This is a genomic window from Brevibacillus sp. NRRL NRS-603 (assembly GCF_003013445.1).
GTDB classification, from domain to species: Bacteria; Bacillota; Bacilli; order Brevibacillales; family Brevibacillaceae; genus Brevibacillus; species Brevibacillus formosus.
In genome coordinates, this window is record NZ_PXZN01000012.1 from 51,122 (window position 1) to 69,910 (window position 18,789).

The 18,789-nt window shown below is 46.7% G+C and carries 17 protein-coding genes; 15 read left to right on the plus strand and 2 right to left on the minus strand.

Features of this window, described 5'->3' with window-relative positions:
* Window positions 1–9 precede the first annotated feature (9 nt).
* From C7R94_RS07895 to C7R94_RS07910, 4 genes are read left to right on the plus strand one after another with little or no spacing between them, the layout of a single operon-like run.
* Window positions 10–345 (plus strand): hypothetical protein, encoded by a 336-nt coding sequence (locus C7R94_RS07895; protein WP_047069194.1) that lies wholly within the window; start codon window positions 10–12, stop codon window positions 343–345.
* 50 nt (window positions 346–395) lie between these two features.
* A complete protein-coding gene (locus C7R94_RS07900; RefSeq protein ID WP_106779721.1) occupies window positions 396–1,106 on the plus strand; it encodes a DUF4274 domain-containing protein in 711 nt (236 codons plus the stop codon).
* Window positions 1,107–1,111: 5 nt separating this feature from the next.
* Complete coding sequence (locus tag C7R94_RS07905) at window positions 1,112–1,486, plus strand: hypothetical protein (RefSeq protein WP_106779724.1); 375 nt, start codon at window positions 1,112–1,114, stop codon at window positions 1,484–1,486.
* 23 nt (window positions 1,487–1,509) lie between these two features.
* Entirely contained in the window at window positions 1,510–2,706 is a 1,197-nt protein-coding gene (locus C7R94_RS07910; RefSeq protein WP_106779727.1) for an MFS transporter, read from the plus strand.
* A gap of 13 nt (window positions 2,707–2,719) precedes the next feature.
* Here the strand turns inward: C7R94_RS07910 and C7R94_RS07915 are convergent, their stop codons facing one another.
* Window positions 2,720–3,319, minus strand: coding sequence for a TetR/AcrR family transcriptional regulator (locus C7R94_RS07915; RefSeq protein ID WP_047069198.1), 600 nt, complete (start codon window positions 3,317–3,319; stop codon window positions 2,720–2,722).
* Between the two features lie 180 nt (window positions 3,320–3,499).
* Between C7R94_RS07915 and cyoE the strand changes: the two genes are divergently transcribed.
* The 11 genes from cyoE (at window position 3,500) to C7R94_RS07970 (ending at window position 16,995) form a co-directional block, all read left to right on the plus strand.
* A complete protein-coding gene (cyoE, locus tag C7R94_RS07920; protein WP_106779728.1) occupies window positions 3,500–4,417 on the plus strand; it encodes a heme o synthase in 918 nt (305 codons plus the stop codon).
* A 292-nt stretch (window positions 4,418–4,709) separates the two neighbouring features.
* A complete protein-coding gene (locus tag C7R94_RS07925; protein WP_106779731.1) occupies window positions 4,710–5,420 on the plus strand; it encodes an alpha/beta hydrolase in 711 nt (236 codons plus the stop codon).
* A 164-nt stretch (window positions 5,421–5,584) separates the two neighbouring features.
* Window positions 5,585–7,210, plus strand: coding sequence for a nickel ABC transporter substrate-binding protein (gene nikA, locus C7R94_RS07930; RefSeq protein WP_106779733.1), 1,626 nt, complete (start codon window positions 5,585–5,587; stop codon window positions 7,208–7,210).
* Between the two features lie 18 nt (window positions 7,211–7,228).
* Window positions 7,229–8,173: a nickel ABC transporter permease subunit NikB gene (gene nikB, locus C7R94_RS07935; protein WP_106779736.1), complete on the plus strand. Its 945-nt coding sequence runs from the start codon at window positions 7,229–7,231 to the stop codon at window positions 8,171–8,173.
* Window positions 8,170–9,003, plus strand: coding sequence for a nickel ABC transporter permease subunit NikC (gene nikC, locus C7R94_RS07940; protein ID WP_106779738.1), 834 nt, complete (start codon window positions 8,170–8,172; stop codon window positions 9,001–9,003). Before nikB ends, nikC begins: the two co-directional genes overlap by 4 nt.
* 18 nt (window positions 9,004–9,021) lie before the next feature.
* Window positions 9,022–9,846: a nickel import ATP-binding protein NikD gene (gene nikD, locus C7R94_RS07945; RefSeq protein ID WP_106779740.1), complete on the plus strand. Its 825-nt coding sequence runs from the start codon at window positions 9,022–9,024 to the stop codon at window positions 9,844–9,846.
* A 62-nt stretch (window positions 9,847–9,908) separates the two neighbouring features.
* Complete coding sequence (gene nikE / locus C7R94_RS07950; RefSeq protein ID WP_106779743.1) at window positions 9,909–10,757, plus strand: nickel import ATP-binding protein NikE; 849 nt, start codon at window positions 9,909–9,911, stop codon at window positions 10,755–10,757.
* Between the two features lie 306 nt (window positions 10,758–11,063).
* Window positions 11,064–11,318, plus strand: a complete 255-nt coding sequence (locus C7R94_RS30955; protein ID WP_106779745.1) for a heterocycloanthracin/sonorensin family bacteriocin — start codon at window positions 11,064–11,066, stop codon at window positions 11,316–11,318.
* Between the two features lie 166 nt (window positions 11,319–11,484).
* On the plus strand, window positions 11,485–13,428 hold the full coding sequence (locus C7R94_RS07960; RefSeq protein WP_106779748.1) for a putative thiazole-containing bacteriocin maturation protein: 1,944 nt from the start codon (window positions 11,485–11,487) through the stop codon (window positions 13,426–13,428).
* On the plus strand, window positions 13,425–15,365 hold the full coding sequence (locus tag C7R94_RS07965; protein WP_106779751.1) for a TOMM precursor leader peptide-binding protein: 1,941 nt from the start codon (window positions 13,425–13,427) through the stop codon (window positions 15,363–15,365). The genes C7R94_RS07960 and C7R94_RS07965 overlap by 4 nt, the downstream gene beginning before the upstream one ends.
* Before the next feature lie 22 nt (window positions 15,366–15,387).
* Window positions 15,388–16,995: a SagB family peptide dehydrogenase gene (locus C7R94_RS07970; protein WP_106779753.1), complete on the plus strand. Its 1,608-nt coding sequence runs from the start codon at window positions 15,388–15,390 to the stop codon at window positions 16,993–16,995.
* Window positions 16,996–17,035: 40 nt separating this feature from the next.
* Here C7R94_RS07970 and C7R94_RS07975 read toward each other — a convergent pair whose 3' ends face one another.
* On the minus strand, window positions 17,036–18,781 hold the full coding sequence (locus tag C7R94_RS07975; protein WP_106779755.1) for a cysteine desulfurase-like protein: 1,746 nt from the start codon (window positions 18,779–18,781) through the stop codon (window positions 17,036–17,038).
* Window positions 18,782–18,789: the final 8 nt, after the last annotated feature.

The following is an 18,789-nucleotide window of genomic DNA, read 5'->3' on the forward strand; positions in this document are numbered from 1 at the left end:
GAGGTAGCCATGGCATTACCCAAAAAAGGCACGAGGGGTATAACGGTAGGAGAACAGCGATATCGATGGGTCATTAGCCCAGCAGCGAAGGGTTTGCTCGCATTGACGATTCAGCACAATGAAGGGATAGGGCAATTAATTCGCGTGTACGTAAAATCCGATGTGAATGACTTTTGGGCGGAGTTTCCACTTGTGCAGCATTTGGATATGAGAGTGATAAAGCCAGCTGATGTCGCGGCGATTATTGAAGACGCGATCAAGCTGGGATGGCAGCCAGACAAAAAAGGGGCGCCTCTGAGCTTTGACTTCGTCGGCAGTACGCTCGTTAAAAAAGGGAATACATAGCAATATTGGAACTGGAGTTGTCTAGATAGAAGCAGAGGAGAAGAAGTGGGATGGAATGGGCAATCGTCAGCAAGACAAAGGATCTTGAGATCGTGCGAGCAGCAGTGGATCAATTAGATATCAACGAACGAGACCAACGCGGGCGAACACCGCTGATGCTTTTTATCACAAACCGAATGCCGCCAGAAGCGATTCAGATGCTATTGGATAAAGGCGCAGAGCTGGAGGCGGAAGACAAGCTGGGCGAAACCGCGTTGAAAAAAGCCGTCAAATTCAAGCAAGTCGAAGCCGTAAAACGATTGCTGAAACAGGGAGCCGAGCTTGACTCTAAGCACGGCATTTTGGCAACTGCCTGGAATGCGGCCAGGATGGACAAAGCAATTGCAGACCTGCTGCTCGAAACGAAAGGCGCAGTACGTCTAACGCTGTCTTCTGAGGAAGAGGATGCGGTGGATGATATTTTATATGAGGAATCTGAGCAGAAGCGGTGCCAAAAAATAAAACTGCTTGATTCATCTGTTCTCCTTCATGCTGTCGTGAATGGCTACAACTGGGATGACGGACCGGAGGCGATGATTGCGGCTTTTGAGAATCCTGCCTGTGCAACAATCACTCTTTTGGATATGTATGAACTGATGGATGCCGACTATTGGCTGGAAATGGACGAGGAGGAAATCGCGGAATCGGAGGAACGCAACCGCTGGAGAATGCTCGCCATCCAATTAACAGAGAAACTTGCAGATGAATGGGATAGGGGTTGATTATCATGTGTCGATATGGGATGTATGGTCCATACAAACAAATATACGCCTGTTTTCCTTGCCGAAAAGTGTTCAAGCAAACCTCCAAGTTTGAGATGACGGAGGAAGAATGGAACAAGATTAAGCATAGCTGCCCGCAATGCGGTGAGGGAATGAAGGATATGGGGCATGATTTCAAGGCTCCAAAGCAAACGGATGTGAAGCAGTGGAAAAAGGTTGAAATCCTCTATGAGCATGGGTTTACCTATCATTCCTGTGGCTGTGGTGGACCAGGCTATCGGCCAGCCCAATTACAGGAAGTGAACGAATTTCTTGAAAAGAACAAGCGGTTCAACACAGAGGGAGAGAAATTGCTGAATAGACTCACTGTAAGAATGTAAAAACGAGCAGGGGGCGGGGGATCGTGGCAACCTTCTTTTTGATCATGATTTACTTGTCGTTTATCAGCTTGGGACTTCCCGATTCGTTACTGGGGGCAGCTTGGCCGGTCATGCAAGCAGAATATGGGGCTGCATTTGGTATGGCTGGTGTGGTCAACATTGTGATTGCGTCTGGAACGATCGTATCTAGCTTGATGAGCGGTGTATTATTAAAACGACTGGGGACAGGAAAGATCACGCTGATCAGCTGTTTCATGACGGCGGCAGCCTTGCTCGGCTTTTCTTTTGCCCCTTCGATTTTATGGTTGCTGGTATTGGCATTACCGCTGGGACTAGGTGCTGGCTCTGTAGATGCTGCACTGAACCATTATGTCGCCACGCATTATCAAGCCCATCATATGAGCTGGCTGCATTGCTTCTGGGGAGTGGGTGCTACGCTTGGTCCTATTATTATGTCTGGCTTTATGCGGGATCATGATTTATGGCGGAATGGCTACTTGACCATTTCTCTTATTCAATTTGCATTAGTCGTACTTCTAGCGTTTACACTTCCTTTGTGGAAGCGGATGGAGAACATACAGAGCCATGCAGTCAAAGAGTCACAGGCTCAGCCGTCTCGTGGGCGGAGCGAAAAACCGTTACAAACGAAAGGTGTTAAGCTTACTTTACTGACCTTTCTCTTCTATTGTGGGGCTGAAGCTTCGGTGGGATTATGGGGGAGCAGCTTTTTGGTAAATGTGAAAGAGCTACCTGCGGCATTGGCAGCGGTGTGGGTAGCCATGTATTACGGTGGCATCACTGTTGGGCGATTTATCACGGGCTTTGTAACCTTCAAAGTGAGCAACCGCGTCCTGATTCGCAGTGGACTTCTCGTATCTTTCGCCGGGGCATCGCTGTTGATGTTGCCATTACCAACCTACTATTCGCTGATCGGTTTACTGTTGCTCGGGTTAGGCTTCGCTCCGATTTATCCTTGTATGCTGCATGATACCCCGGAACGCTTTGGGAAAGAGCAAACGCAAAAGCTTATGGGCTATCAGATGGCTGTAGCGTATACGGGAGCCACGTTTCTGCCTCCGTTGCTAGGGTGGCTTGCTGCACAGACGACCGTTTCGATTTTACCGTTTTTTATAGCCTTCTACATTGTGTTCATGCTATATGGTTCAGAGAGAGTCAATCGAATCATGAAGCAACGGATTGCCCAGTCAGAAACGATCTAGCTTGAGGCACTCGCTATTTTGACGATAGCATGTTTTGCAAAGCTTTTCCGTATAAAGACAGGGGCATCTGGTCGCCGCTTATGTAATAAAAGATGGCCATGCCATTCTCTAAAGCAAGAATCGTCCATGCCATTTCATCAGCAGATAGAGTAGAGTCACTTTCTTTTGGCATCAATGTCTGTATGGCCTTGGAAAGATGCTGTACCGACTCGATGATCATGTTCGACCATCGCTTTCGAACAGACTCTTCGCGCATGGCATAAAGCAAAAATTCCAGGTTCAGCATGTTCCACGTGCGATTTTGTTGCTGAACGGACATAAAATAGGCGTCCATGGCTTCTATAAAATGCGATAATGATGGCTGGTGATCAATTACGTGATGGATATTCGACACATGTAATTGCATCTGCCCTTCCAAAATAGCGAGAAAGAGATCTTCTTTGGACTGAAAATGAGCATAAACAGCTCCTTTGGTAAAACCAGCATGGTCTGCGATTTTATCAACGGAAGCCCCGTGGAAGCCTAACTGAGCAAAAATCTCAATGGCTGAGTCAATGAGCAATTGGCGTGTTTCCTGTTTACGCTCTGCTTGGGTTAATCTGCGTCTGTTCATTCGTCCGCCTCCTTCTCTTGACAATCATACCATATAGAATTAACATTCCATATAGTATTTAAATGCTTATCGGTATGTAAGATACAAATGGCAGTTTTGTAGGATTTAACCGTCTACTATGTCATGCTATTTTGGAGTACGATAGATATAGATCATCTAGTAAGAGGGGACAGTGTACGAATGCAGAGGGAAGAAAGCGTAGCAACGCGGAATCGGCCTATGTCCAATATTTTGGCGCAAACGGTAAAGACGGGGATTATCAAATCGAATTTGATTCCGATGTTTGCCGGATTAACATTGGCTTTATATACGTATCACTTCAGTCTTTTAGATAAGCTACCAGAAATCTTATTTGCTACAATCGGCTCTATTTTAATCATGGGTGCAGCGGGTGCCTTTAATAACGTGTATGATCGCGATATCGATTCGATCATGGAGCGGACGAAGAACAGACCTACGGTGACAGGGGATATATCAACGAAGACTGTTTTATGGCTCGCCTCCTTGATGACGATTTTTGGCTTGGCGGCTCTTGTCTTGGCAACACCGTTGGCTGCTATCATGGGTTTTCTCGGACTGTTTTTTTATGTCGTGCCTTATACGATGTGGACCAAAAGAAGGACGGTTTACAACACGGAGGTAGGGAGTATTTCTGGCGCAATGCCGCCGCTCATCGGTTGGGCTGCCATTCACCCGGATATCACGCATCCAGCTATCCTCGGTCTTTTTATCATCATGGTCATTTGGCAAATGCCTCACTTCTATGCGATTGCGATTCGCAAGCATGATGAGTACAAGGCGGCTGGGGTTCCGATGCTGCCGGTGGTCAAAGGTGCAAGACGTACCTACATTCAAACAAATGTTTATTTGGTCATTTTAATTGCCAGCAGTTTTCTATTTTGGTCATTAAGCGCTGGTCTTACATTTATGGCCCTGCTCCTGAATGTTTTATGGCTGGTTCTGAGTGTTTTTGGATACCGGAAAATGGATTCACAGAAATGGTCGAAAACGATGTTTATTTATTCGCTGATTCATATGACGGTGCTGTTCTCAACGGTGATTATTTACTCGCTGATGGGGATTATTTTCAAGTTGTAGAGATGAATAGATTAAGCATGTCGAAATATGTATATAATTATCGATTGATGTAGATTTGGAAAATATTATAATATAAAAGTAAGATGACCCGATAAGTTTCTCATCGGTGTCATTTTTTTTTGCTTGAAAAGAGTAAGGACACAAAATTTCTTTAGCTTGTTTGGGAAGTGGAAAGCTCAAACTCGGTACAACGTACAAATCGGAACCGAGAATCAATTCATTAAGATACATGGATGTGCACGACGGGATTTAGGAATCACGAATTATTTATATTTCATGGAGGATAGACGTAATGATAAGACATAATTTAGTGATAGGAAATATTCCAGCAATTTTGTGGGGGGACAAATCAGATAAGTTATTTATAGTTGTGCATGGTAGCATGTCAAATAAGGCAGATGACTCGATTGTTGTATTTGCAGAAGAAGCGACAGCAGTAGGTTATCAAGTTCTTAGTTTTGATTTGCCTCAACATGGTGAACGTAAAGATGATACTTATCTTTGTAAAGTTCAAAACTGTGTTCAAGACCTTAATAAAATTATGACATATGCAAAATCGTTATCAAACAATATAAGCATTTTTGCTTGTAGCATGGGAGTATATTTCAGCCTATTAGAATATTGCCATGAGCCATTGAATCAGTGTTTGTTTCTCTCTCCTGTGGTAAATATGGAACGTATAATAGATAACATGATGACATGGTTTAACATAAGTGAGAGTAGACTAAAAATAGAGAAAGAAATTTCAACACCTATTGGACAAACTCTCTATTGGGATTACTACTGTTATGTGAAAGAACATCCTATTGTAGCTTGGAATAATCCGACTTCAATTCTCTATGGTTCAGGAGATAGCTTATGTGAGTTTGACATTGTATCTGAATTTGCTAACCGCTTTAACTGTAATTTGCAACTAATGGAGAATGGAGAACACTATTTCCATACTCCGGAACAATTGCAGTATTTCAGACAATGGTTAAAAAAGAATATATACGTTAAATGATTAAGGGAAGTCAAAATGGCTTCCCTTAAAAGTTATATAATTTCAACATTATTTTAAGTCAATCGAAATATGAAAATGTTTTCTGTTGACAGAAAATGTGCCCTTCACTAATATAAACGTAAATGATAATCATTATTAACATATAAGAATGGAGATACCACTTTATGTTTGGATCAACTAAGAAGGCCGTTTTATTGATGGTAGCTGTTATTCTACTCTTATCAACAACTCTATTGGGGTGCACGAAACAGGAAACAGAGTCAAATGGTGAAAACAAGGCGGCTTCAGCGGAAAAGGTAATCACATTATCTTGGCCGAGGGATATCGGACCGATGAATCCTCATACATATAACCCTTCACAATTATTTGCTCAATCGATGATCTATGAACCGTTGGTTAGCTATAAGGAAGGGGGCAAAATTGAACCCTATCTTGCAGAATCATGGTCGATCTCGAAGGATGGCAAAGAGTATACCTTCAAGCTCCGTCAAAATGTAAAATTTTCGGACGGAACCCCGTTTAACGCAGCTATTGTGAAAAAAAACTTTGATGCTGTAATGAAGAACCCCAAATTACATAGTTGGCTTGGCGTTATTAATGCTCTTGACAAGACAGAGGTAGTGGACGAGCAAACTTTCAAAATGACTTTGAAGGAACCCTATTACCCTACATTGCAGGATTTGGCGCTAGTCCGTCCGGTTCGATTCCTGGGTGAAGCGGGTTTTCCGGATGACAGCGACACTTCCAAGGGCTTAAAAAAGCCGATTGGGACCGGTCCGTGGGTGCTGGCCGACTACAAGAAAGACGAATATGCTGTGTTTACCCGAAACCCAAATTACTGGGGCGAGAATCCAAGAATTGATAAAGTAACCGTAAAGATCATTCCCGATGCAGAGACGCGCGTAATGGCTTTTGAAAAAGGTGAGTTGGATTTGATATATGGTGAAGGAGCCATCAGCATGGATTCCTTTAATCAACTGAAAGAATCGGGAAAATATGTGACGGAGTTATCCGACCCTGTCGGAACGAGAAGCTTGCTTTTGAATACCTCCAATGAAAAGCTAGCTGACCTGAGGGTACGCATGGCCCTCCAGCACGGATTTAACAAGCAAGCAATGGTGGAAGGCATCACGCTAGGTCTGGAGGAGAAGGCGGACAACATCTTGTCCAAAAACTTCCCGTATACCAATATGGATGTCCAACAGGTCGAATACAATGTGGAGAAAGCGAATGCTTATCTTGATGAAGCCGGATGGAAGCTTCCCGCAGGCAAAACTGTACGGGAGAAGGACGGTCAACCGCTTGAGTTGGAATTGATCTATGATAAGACCGACCCCATTCAAAAAGCGATGGCGGAAACCATGCAAGCCGAATGGGGAGCGATTGGTGTTAAACTTAACATTACGGGTCTTGAATTGACGGTTCAAATTAAACGCCGGAAAGCAGGCGAGTTTGACTTGGATTTCTGGTACAACTACGGAGCGCCATATGATCCGCACTCGTTCATTAATGTTGTGGCAGAAAAAGGATGGGGCGTTTCGGAAGCACATTCGCACTTGTCTATGAAACAAGAATTAGATCAACAAATAAAAGAAACCCTTGCCTCAACTGATGAGGCAAAGCGCGAACAGCTTTACAACTCCATTTTGAGAACTTTGCAGGACCAGTCAGTTATCGTTCCGGTGTCTTACATCAAGAAAACGGTTGTTTACCGGAAAAATGTGAAAGACTTTAGCTTCCCGGCGAATAGGGATGAACATCCATTCTACGGGATTAGTATCAGCAAGTAATCAGCAGGGAGGCAACTCATGGTCAGCTATATCGGGAAGAGAATTCTCGCTATCATTCCAATTGTTCTCTTTGCCATTCTTATCACGTTTGTACTCATCCATATCTCACCGGTGGACCCGGCTGAGGCTTATTTAAGCGCAGCCCATATTCATCCGACTGAGGAGTTATTGGCTGAGAAAAGACATGAATTTGGCTTGGATCAGCCTTTGATCGTACAATATTTTCAAACTGTCATGAAGATTTGCCGACTTGATTTCGGCAGATCTTATCTTACGAATGAGCCGGTTTGGGATGAGGTTACGGCCCGGATGCCTGCGACCATTCAACTCGCCGTCAGCAGCATTTTGTTCGCTATGATTGTTAGTATACCGCTCGGGTTTTTGTCAGCGGTTTATAAAAACAGCCTGATTGATAATTTCAGCAGGCTGCTCTCTTTTTTCGGCGCCTCCATTCCGCAATTTTGGCTTGGGTACTTATTGATTTTTTTCTTTTCCGTCAAACTGGACTGGCTTCCTGTAGAAGGAAGAGGGTCGTGGGAGCATCTAGTGCTTCCGACCATGACGTTGTCGTTGGCACTGATCGCGATCTATACCCGTCTTCTGCGCGCGAGTGTGTTGGAACAATTGCAGGAGTCGTATGTCTTATATGCCAGGACTCGGGGCATTAAAGAAAAAGTCATTATGGTGAAGCATGTGTTGAAAATTGCCATTTCACCGGTGATTACCGGTTTGGGCATGAATTTCGGCAAATTACTCACGGGAACCATTATCGTGGAGCAAGTTTTTTCCTGGCCGGGGTTCGGACGCTATTTTGTCGAGGCGATTTTTAATCGGGATATTCCTGTTATCCAATGCTACGTACTCCTCGCAGCCTGTTTGTTCATCGTGTGCAACCTGATTGTTGATCTTGTCCAGCTGTATATGGATCCCCGAATTTCTTTGAAAGGAAGAACCGACCAGTGACTCCGCATATACGGACCGTTCTCAAGGGACAGAAAACCATAACAGTATGCTCGGTCTTATTACTGGTTTTCGCCATTATTACCGTTTTGGCTCCATGGATTTCACCTCATGATCCAATTAAAGTGAATGTAGCGATGAAGTTGAAAACCCCTTCCGCTGAGCATTTGCTGGGTACAGACCATTTGGGACGTGACAATCTTTCTCGTCTTCTGCATGGAGCCCGCATATCGCTGGGGTTTGCCTTCTTGATTTTCGTTTCCTCGATAGGAATAGGCTTGATCGTCGGAACCATTGCGGGTTACAAAGGCGGTTGGATTGATACAGTACTGATGCGGTTTTGCGAAGGGGTCATGGCGTTTCCGAATCTTGTGCTGGTATTGGGGATTGTCGGAGTGTTTGGGCCTGGACTGATACAGGTGGTTTTGGCGTTGATGCTGGTGCAATGGGTATACTATGCCCGGATGTTCCGAAGCATGGTCGTCAGCTTGAAGGAACGCAATTTTATTATCGCAGCTCGAATTAGCGGCTCTTCGCAATGGAAAATTATCAAGCAGCACATGATCCCCAATATACTGCCTCCGATTCTCGTGATGGGCACATTGGAAATGGGATGGGCGATCATGGACATCTCTGCGCTGTCGTTTTTGGGCTTGGGCATTCAGCCTCCAACACCTGAATGGGGGGCAATGATCCACGAAGGAAAAGGCTTTATACGAAGCCATCCGGAATTAATGCTGTATCCGGGACTGATGATTTTGTTTGTCGTGATTACATTCAATGTACTAGGGGAAGCTTTGTCGGAACGATTTGGGGTAAAACGACGTTTTTGAATGGGAATGAGGCCAGTGATGGAAGAACCACGCAAAGTATTGCAGGTGAGCGGTCTGCATGTCAAGGTAAAGGCAGAGCAGGGGATGCTTTCTCTGATTCAGGATATTCATTTTGATTTGAAAAGCGGTCAAGTGCTCGGCCTTGTGGGGGAGAGCGGCAGCGGGAAGACTGTCACCTGCAACTCCCTCCTGCAACTTCTGGACCGGAAAAATACCATCGTAGAAGGCAGTATTCAATTGAATGGCCGAGAGCTTAACGGCTTGAAAGCAGAGGAGATGCGACGTATACGCGGGAAAGAAATCGCCTTCATCATGCAAAATCCGATGAGTGCCTTTACACCGGTGTATACGATAGGTATGCAATTCATTGAAACGATTCGTACCCATACCATGCTAACAAAAAAACAAGCAATCGAGCTGGCGGTCACTTCCATGGAAGATGTGAATTTGCCTGATCCAACCAAGCTGATGAACTTGTACCCCTTTCAATTGAGCGGGGGAATGCTACAACGGGTGATGATAGCCATTTCCATGTGCCTGCGACCATCTGTCGTAATTGCCGATGAGCCGACTACAGCGCTGGACGTGGTGAATCAATTGCAAGTGTTGAGGCAGCTGGACCGATTGCGTATGGAATACGGCACATCGATTATGCTGATTTCCCATGATTTGGGTGTCATTTCGGAATTGGCTGACGAAGTCGCAGTGATGCAGCATGGACGGATCGTAGAGCAGGCGAATGTCTTTAAGTTGTTCGATCATCCTCAGCATGCGTATACGAAAAAACTGCTGAATGCCAGACCAGCCTTTCCTTTACATCAGTTGAATAGGGAATCTGTTTAATTATTTTCTCCTGCATAGTTTTACTGTCTATTCTATGAAAAACGGAAACAGGGGGTGAGCGCATGCTGCTTCAGGTAAAAGACGTAACCCATTCTTATGGCGTACCGAGGCTGTTTTGGCGGTCAGATCGACGAGTGCCCGTCCTCTCCGACATTTCTCTTACGATTGAACAAGGAATGTGTCTGGGTCTACTGGGAACCAGCGGTGCAGGAAAAAGTACATTGGGCAAAGTGATTCTGGGATTGGAAAAGCCTCGACAGGGACAGGTTTTTTTTCAAGGTCACGATCTGTATAGCACGGATATACAAACTCGTAAAGCGTTGCGACGGGATCTTCAAGTCGTGTTTCAAGATTGCTACTCATCGGTAAATCCACGGATGACGGCCGAACGGATTATCGGGGAACCGTTAGATAACTATGAGAGATTGTCCTTGAACGAGCAAAAACGAAAAATCGGAGAGTTGCTGGAAATGGTCGGGTTAAATCCAGAGGACATGCGGAAATACCCTAACCAATTTAGCGGAGGACAGCTCCAAAGAATTAATATCGCGCGGGCAATTGCCTTGAAACCTAAAATGATTGTATTGGATGAATCGGTAAGTAGCTTGGACATGGTGAATCAAACCCACATTTTAGGCTTGTTAAGAGAATTAAAATCGGTATTCGGGCTTTCGTACCTATTCATCACGCACGATATAAAAGCTGCCTACTCTATTTGTGATGGACTCGCGGTACTCGAAAAAGGGGAATTGGTAGAGATGTTCGACGATAAGGATCGAATTTTTGCCTCCTCCCATGCCACTGTGAGAAGTCTGATTTCATCCATTCTTTCCGAGCATCCCCGACACCGTTCTCTTTCTTCAGACGGAGCTCTAACTTACCATACTGGAAAGAATGAGGTAAATAATTGACTGAAACCATATATCTACCGTATCGGCCAGGTAATACTTTAAAAAACTTTAGGCAAACATCGCTTTAAAGTTTTTTTTATTTGGGCTTATTTAGATGGCCTATTACAAAGGTGCACATGCTCTTGGTGAGCGAGTAAAAATACTCAGAACAGGACATTAAAGGACAAATGTTAAATTTGCTTCACCATTCCCGTTCATTGCATAAATAGTAAGCACCTTAAAAATGGGCGCATGATCATGGAACAAATACCCAATGTCGCTTCATAAATCTAGAGTAGCTCCATGAAGTGGCGGAGGTGAAGATGAATGGATGATTTCAAAAAAGAGCTAAAAAAACTAAAGGCTTCCGAAATAAAAGCAGATCAAGTACAGCGCTGGGATAAACAAAAGATGAATGAAGCGACACTTGTCCGCGGGCGATGCGGATGTGGTAGATGTGGATGCGGCCGATGTGGTTGTGGCCGCTGCGGGCGTTGTAGTTGTTCTTGCTCTTGCTCCTGTAGCTGTTCCTGCTTCTTCCCATGCAGCTGCACTTGCTTCTTCCCATGCTTTATCGTATGAATGGCGAGATTTTCGAACGATAAACCGAATGAAGTGCCCTGCCAGGATGACGTCCTGGCAGGGGTTTTGTTTTTCCAGCTGGCATGTGAGACAACGTATTCTACATAAAATGACGATGATACATGATGTCGCAAAAGGCTGATCTCGCACAATAAGGGGGAGGAGAATGGTTAGGCTGAATCCTTCAATGCGCATAAAAGTAAAGCGGGATACGGTTTATCTGCCTGATTCAGATGGGAGTGTATACTTTCGGAACAACATCGGAACATTTCGAATGAAGGGGGATATGATTGACCGATGGGTTGACCAGCTCATGCCGATGTTTAATGGGGAGTACACGCTGGCCCAATTAACCGACGATTTGCCGGAAGAATACCAACAACAAATATACCAGGTGGCGGGGACGCTTTTACAAAATGGATTTCTTCAAGACATGAGTCTAGAGAAGCCGCATGAGCTTTCGCCTGAAATCATGTCGGCCTATGCAGAACAGATTGAATTTTTGGACCAGTTTGGCGGATCGGGTGGATATTTATTTCAAAAATATCGGACGGAAAAAGTATTGATAGTTGGGGCAGGTTCCTTTCTTCTATCCGTTGTCCATGCCTTGCTGGAATCAGGCTGCGTTCAATTCCATTACGTCATCACGAATGAAACTACCACGAATCGAGAGAGATTAGACGAAATCATCGAGCATACACGCAGGAAAGACCCACACGTGCAGCTGGAGGAGCTGAAACCAGCGTCGTGGGGGATTGCAGAGTGGTCGGAGGCTATTGAGCCTTTCGCTGCTATTTTGTACACCTCAGCGCAGGTAAACAAGGATGAAATGAGCGTCATTCATTCCGCGTGCAGAGAGAGGAAGAAAGTATTTGTTCCTGCCGTTTGTCTGATGCAAAAAGGAATAGCAGGACCTTTGATTCATCCCGAATCAGCAGCTTGTTTAGAATCGGCTTGGCGTCGCTTGCACCGACAGACTTTATGTGCGGATCCCGATCAACATCCATTTTCAATGACGGCAGCAGCAATCCTGGCCAATATTGCCGTGTTCGAATGGTTTAAACATGCGACTGGTGTCAAGGAAGCTGAGGAAGAAAACAAGGTGTATGTATTGAATCTGGAGACATTGGAAGGCGGCTGGCGATCATACCTGCCCCATCCGCTGGTGAATAAAGAGATGAGCCTGGAGGTATTGGATAGAAAGGAGCTTGAATCGCGGCTATCCAATAAGACCGAACCAAAGGAAGGACTACAGTCTCTGTTTCAGTCGTGGACCTCATCGGATACAGGAATTTTTCACAGCTGGGATGAGGGCGAGCTCACGCAATTACCGCTCACACAGTGTATGGTTACGGCCGTCGATCCTGTCTCAGAAGGACCGGCGGAGCTGATGCTGCAAGTCGTCTGCCCTGGTTATACCCATGAAGAGGCACGAAGAGAAGCGGGACTTCTTGGGGCGGAAATGTACGTTGGTAGAATGGTGAACCACCTCGCAACCATAGACACTGCCTTTCAAGCTGTAGGAAATGGCAATATCGGAGTCGGTGCAGGGGAAACGCCAGCTGAAGGACTTAATCGCGCACTGCGGCATTGTTTGACGCTCACATATGTAGCAGATATGAAAGGGAGACAACCAACAGCGAGACCTGTCCACGCTGACACGATTACTGATGAACCATGCCAATTTTATATCCGGTCATTTACTGCATTGGGTGAAAAACCAACGATTGCAAAGGGCTATGGGGTGTACGGATTTCCGATGTATTGGGTGGGAACGCGCACAGGCTGGTACGGAAGCGTTGGCTTGCAGGAGCGAGACGCATTACGATCAGCGCTGATGTATGCCTTGCAACAGATTCAGACCCCAACCACCCAAGTGTCCAAGTATGTACTGACAGCGCAATCTGTTGGATTGGCGGGTGAAGCCATCGAAGTTGCACTCAACAACATTCAGGAAGAATCGGAAAAAGAAGTCTGGAAACAAGCTGTCGAGGTGCTGACCCTTCATCACCTTTCTCCGCTGGTCATCAATGCCGCGATGGAGCCTTTCCTGGAAGAAGACCTTGGTGGAGTGTTCGCCTTGCTGCTCTCGCAGGAGGTGCCTCGATGAGCGCTGACGTTCTTATCATTGGAGACGGAGTACTGGCAAGGCTGGTTTCGGAACGTTTGCGGAAGGACTATCATGTGTGGCGCAGTGAAAACATGGAGTCTGCGACAAGCGGAGCAGATTTGGCTCTCCTTTTGCATGATACTTATCATCCCGCTTTGCATTTGCAGGCAGAAAATATCTTTCGACAAGCTAACATCCCATGGCTGCGCGGTTTTGTTTCATTTGGGGAGGCCATCGTAGGTCCGTTGGTTCGTCCAGGTCAAACAGGGTGCTCCCAGTGTGCAGATATGCGGCGACTGATGGCGGGACGCGATCGCAAAGAGATGTGGAAGGTACAACACATGCTGAGTGAAAAAGGCGGCATACTGCGTGACCCGTGGGCATCCCGCTCTGGATTGTTACAGGCGGCATACCATGTAAGCGCCGAGGTTGATCGTATTTTTGAAGGCAGGCAAGCCCAGTTGTCAGAGCATATCCAATTCATTGATTTGCAAACATTGACAAGCACGCGTCACTTCTTTTTGCCAAATCCGTTATGTCCGGTATGCAGTCAGCTGCCCGAGGATTCCGGAGAGCAGGCGAGAATTCGCTTGAAGCCTATCATAAAACAAAGTCTAGACAGCTATCGGACCAAATCCATCGCCGATTTAAAACAAGCTCTCTCCACCGAATTTTTAGATTCCCGTACTGGATTTTTGAATGGGAAAGCACGTGATCTTGTCTCTGTGTTCGCAGATGTAAGTGTCAATCTGCCGTTATTTTCCCATGACGAGGGTACGGCCGGCAGGTCTGTTTCCTACGCGTATAGTGAGATAACGGCGATTTTGGAAGGAATGGAAAGATATTGCGGGCTGATGCCGCGTGGCAAGAGGACGATGGTACGCGACTGCTATGCCAACCTTGCTCCGCATGCCCTTGATCCGACGACGGCGGGAACCCACTCAGAAGAGCAGTATGCCCTGCCTGATTTTCCGTTTCAGCCCTTTGATCCCAAACGGGAAATGAACTGGGTATGGGGGTATTCTTTTAAAGAAGAGCGACCCATTCTTGTACCCGAACTCATGGCCTACTACAGTATGGGATTCGGGGAGGGAGTTGTATTTGAGACCTCCAATGGCTGTGCATTAGGCGGCAGTTTGGAGGAGGCGATCTTTTACGGCATCCTCGAAGTGGTGGAGCGAGATGCTTTCTTGTTGACCTGGTATGCCCAATTGCCATTGCCACGCCTCGATCCGACTACGGTCGATGATCGGGAATTGCTTCTGTTGATCGATCGGATGCAGACCGTTACCAATTACGATTTGTACTTGTTCGATGCGACCATGGAAAATGGAATACCTGCTGTATGGACGATTGCGAAAAATCGGAGAGCGGAAGGCCTGCACCTCGTTTGTGCAGCAGGAGCGCATCCTGACCCCATCCGCGCTGTAAAAAGCTCCATTTTCGAAACGGCTGCTATGCTCATGCCTTTGACAGACAAATACGAAGCGAATCGAGACAAATACTTGCGCATGCTTCAAGATTCGTCCTTGGTGAAAAAGATGGACGATCATGCGATGCTTTACAGCTTGCCGGAAGCAGCGGAGCGCTTATCCTTTCTCATGGATGATTCACGTCCAATGGTCTCTTTATCTGAACAATTCCCTAAAAGAAACCAAAATCGTGATCTGACGGACGATTTGCGGGAGTTGCTCGGTGTGTTCCAAAAGTTAGATCTCGATGTCATTGTGGTGGATCAAACGACACCAGAGGTAGGGCGGCACGGCTTATCTTGCGTGCGCGTATTGATTCCTGGCATGCTCCCGATGACTTTTGGCCATCATCTCACGCGAGTAACGGGGTTGAAAAGAGTATTGGAGGTCCCTGTGAAACTGGGTTACGCGAATCAACCGCTGCGTGTAGACGAGTTGAATCCTTTTCCGCATCCGTTTCCATAACATGCATCTGGGAGTGAGCCGGATGAGCCTCGAAAATTTCTTGTACCGCCTTCATTTTGATATAGAAAACGCCAGGTCAAGTGATCTTGAAGTGGATTGGGGGGATGCGCCACTGACATACAAAGTGTACAGGGGGCTACCTGTCATTCCACTGCCAGAAGATGTTCCTTTATCACTCGTAGATCAAACGGTTTCACAAGAGATGTCTCTTCCTCAATTGGGCGCTTGGCTATGGTATAGCTACGGACTGATCCAAATCAGCCAATCGTTGTTAACCACGACCTCGGCAGATGCAGAATCTGAGTCGTTTTTGCCGCTTGTAACCAATCGGAGACCGGTTCCGTCAGGTGGAGGACTCTACCCGAGTGAGCTGTATGTGTATTTGAAGCTGTCGAGTATTCCTCCAGGTCTATACCACTACGATGTGGCCCATCATAGACTCGTCCAATTGCGCGAAGGGAATTTTGATCACTTCCTTAGCCGAGCACTTGGTGGCAGTTGTCCAGTACCTGCATGCTTTGGAGTTGCGTTCGTATCCATCTATTTTTGGAAGAACTTTTTTAAGTACGATGAGTTTTCCTATCGATTGCAGGGCCTCGATGCTGGTGTACTGCTGGGACAATTGCAGGAAATGGCAAACCAGTTCGGTGTGACGACCGCGGTACATTACCAGTATCTCGATAGAGCGATAAATGCACTGCTAGGATTGTCTGCCGATCAAGAGAGTGTATACGCAGTAGTTCCCTTATCGCTTCAAGCAGAAGGGGAGAGGCAATCGCACTCACCGGCACTATGGACAGAACGAGGAGAGGAGACGGCAAGCGAGCTAATCAGAGAACTGCCTGAGCAAAAGCATGTGCATGTGAAGCGCTCAAAAAGAATGAGGCAATATCCTGCGCTGCTGCAAATGAATGAAGCCGCCATGCAGGAAAATACCCATGCATTTAGACGATATTCGGATCACTTTGAAAGTAAGGAGACTCGTCGCTTCGATGAGCGAATCCTACTCCCGCGTTTGGAGAAACCGAGCTATGATCTGGCGCAATACTGTCGGGAGCGTTTTTCACCAGAAATGGACTTTATCAAAAAGAAAACAAACGAGAATCAGGTAGCGAGTATCATGGAAATGACGATGAGTGCTCTATCGTACGGCAATGATTTGGGAAATAATCAAGAAGCAGCATGGGAAAGGCTTTCTCTCCTTGTAAGCATCCATCAGGTAGAAGGGATACAAGATGGGGCATACGCTTACGAACCACTGGAGCATGCTCTATATCCGATTGTCTATGGGGATGTGCGAGCACGCCTTCAAGGCGGAATGACCCTGGACAACGTGAATTTGTATCAAGTGCCGTTATGCTTTCATGTGGCGGGTAAACGTGATCATTTGATCAATCAGCTAGGGTTTAGAGGGTATCGCATCCAACAGATGGAGGCGGGAATCGTCGTGCATCACTTGCTTTTGGCAGCGTTCACGTGTGGAATGGGCGGTCACCCGCTACTCGGATTTGACGTGGAGAATTGTGATGATCTTTACAACCTGGAGACCGAAGAGAAAACCTGCTTGATTCAAATTCCGGTCGGGCACTATCGCCCCCGAGCTAGATTTCAGACCGGGCTTCATGGATAAAAACGTACAAGGCCCGAGTCGCGTTGACCCGGGTCTTGTATTATGCTCGTATAATAGCTTTGATACCTTGAATGAAACGATCAATTTCCTCGCGGGTATTGTACGGTGCCAGCCCCGCTCGTATCCAGCCGCCACTTTCATTGATTCCCAAACCATTGGCGAGTGTTGTCGCATAGAAGTCCCCGTCCGCAACGAATATGCTATGCTCCTCACACAATCGCTCACATATTTCTTGGGGAGAAAACCCTTCAATCCGAAAAGCGATCGTCGGTGTTTTCGGTACATCTTCACCCGCTTGATAGATGGTGACACCCTTCATTGCGCCTAGTTCTTTTCGCAGTTTTTCTGCCAGCTGATTTTCATAAGCTTCGATCATCTCGTAACCAGAACGGATTTTTTCTGGGAAATTATCACCGAGACCAAGCGATGCAACAAATTCGATAGCAGGTCTGATTCCTGCGATCCCTTCATGATTCTGTGTTCCGGTCTCCAGTTTATCTGGATAAGAAGAGGGGGCAGGAACCAATTTGTAAACATCGAGTGCTTCAAAAATTTCTTTCCGGATGACAGCGATTCCCACATGTGGGCCAAAAAACTTGTAGGCGGAGCAGAGCAGGATATCGGCTCCGATCTCATCACGATGGATAGAGAAGTGAGGGACCGCATGCACGGCGTCGACAGCAACAACGACTCCTTTTGCGCGCGCTTTTTGGGAAATGGCTGCGAGATCATGGATCGTTCCGACAGCATTGGAAGCAAGCCCGACTGCCACAAGTCTGGTTCTGGAAGTAAGGAGGGTATCGAGTTCATCTAGTTGTAACGTAAGTGTCTCTTTATCCACCTTCAACCACCGAACGGTCATTCCGCGATCAGCGGCAACAGTCAGCCACGGGTCTACATTGGCGCGGTGATCCATCTCGGAGACGATGATCTCATCCCCTTCCTTCCAATGTCGACCTAATGCACGCGCAATCGCAAAGGTCAGGGTGGTCATATTCGCCCCGAAGGCTACCTCTAGCGGCCCCACATGGAAGAGATCGGCTACGGCTTGCTTGGCATCTGCCAGGATGGCTTCTGTCTCCTTGCTCGTTGGAAAGGAGCCGTGTAAATTCGCCCCACCGTTCGCCATATAGCGATAGATCGCGTCCATGGAGGATTTTACGACTTGTGAGCCGCCTGGGCCATCCAGATAAACAACTGGCTTGTCTTTGTATGTTCGTTGTAGTGCGGGGAATTGCTCCCGGACTTTTTCAATGGGGAAATGTCCGGATGCAACCTCTAATCGCCAATCATTAGAGCGCATAAATCTTCCAGGAGGGTATTCAAAGACGCATTCTGATTGCAGAGTGAAACCGAGCTTACGGCAAATGGCATTCGAGGCAGGGTTATCCACAGAGGGAAAGGCATGAATAAACTTATGTCTTCGTTCTTGGTTGATGCGTGTGATGAGTGAGGCTAAAGCCGCAGAGGCGATTCCTTTCCCTTGAAAGGGGGGCAGGACGCTCCAACCTACTTCGTATACGTTTTCTCCTTGCCAGATGCGGTCCCAATAGCCGATGCTTCCGACAGGGGTGTGATCTGGCAGCAGTACGATGCTGAACATCTTGCTCGTAAGCTGCCCGTCCTTATTGACGTATCGCTCGTGCCGAGCAAGGAGCTGCTCCTCCGTCTCCGGGCCTCCAAGCTGCTCCATCATGGCTGGGGCATTCAAAAGACGCAGCAAGGGAAGATCGTCATCCGCCCAGGGCTGAATGCGGACAAGCTCAGTGTTAAGTGTTGTGGACATGTTCTCAC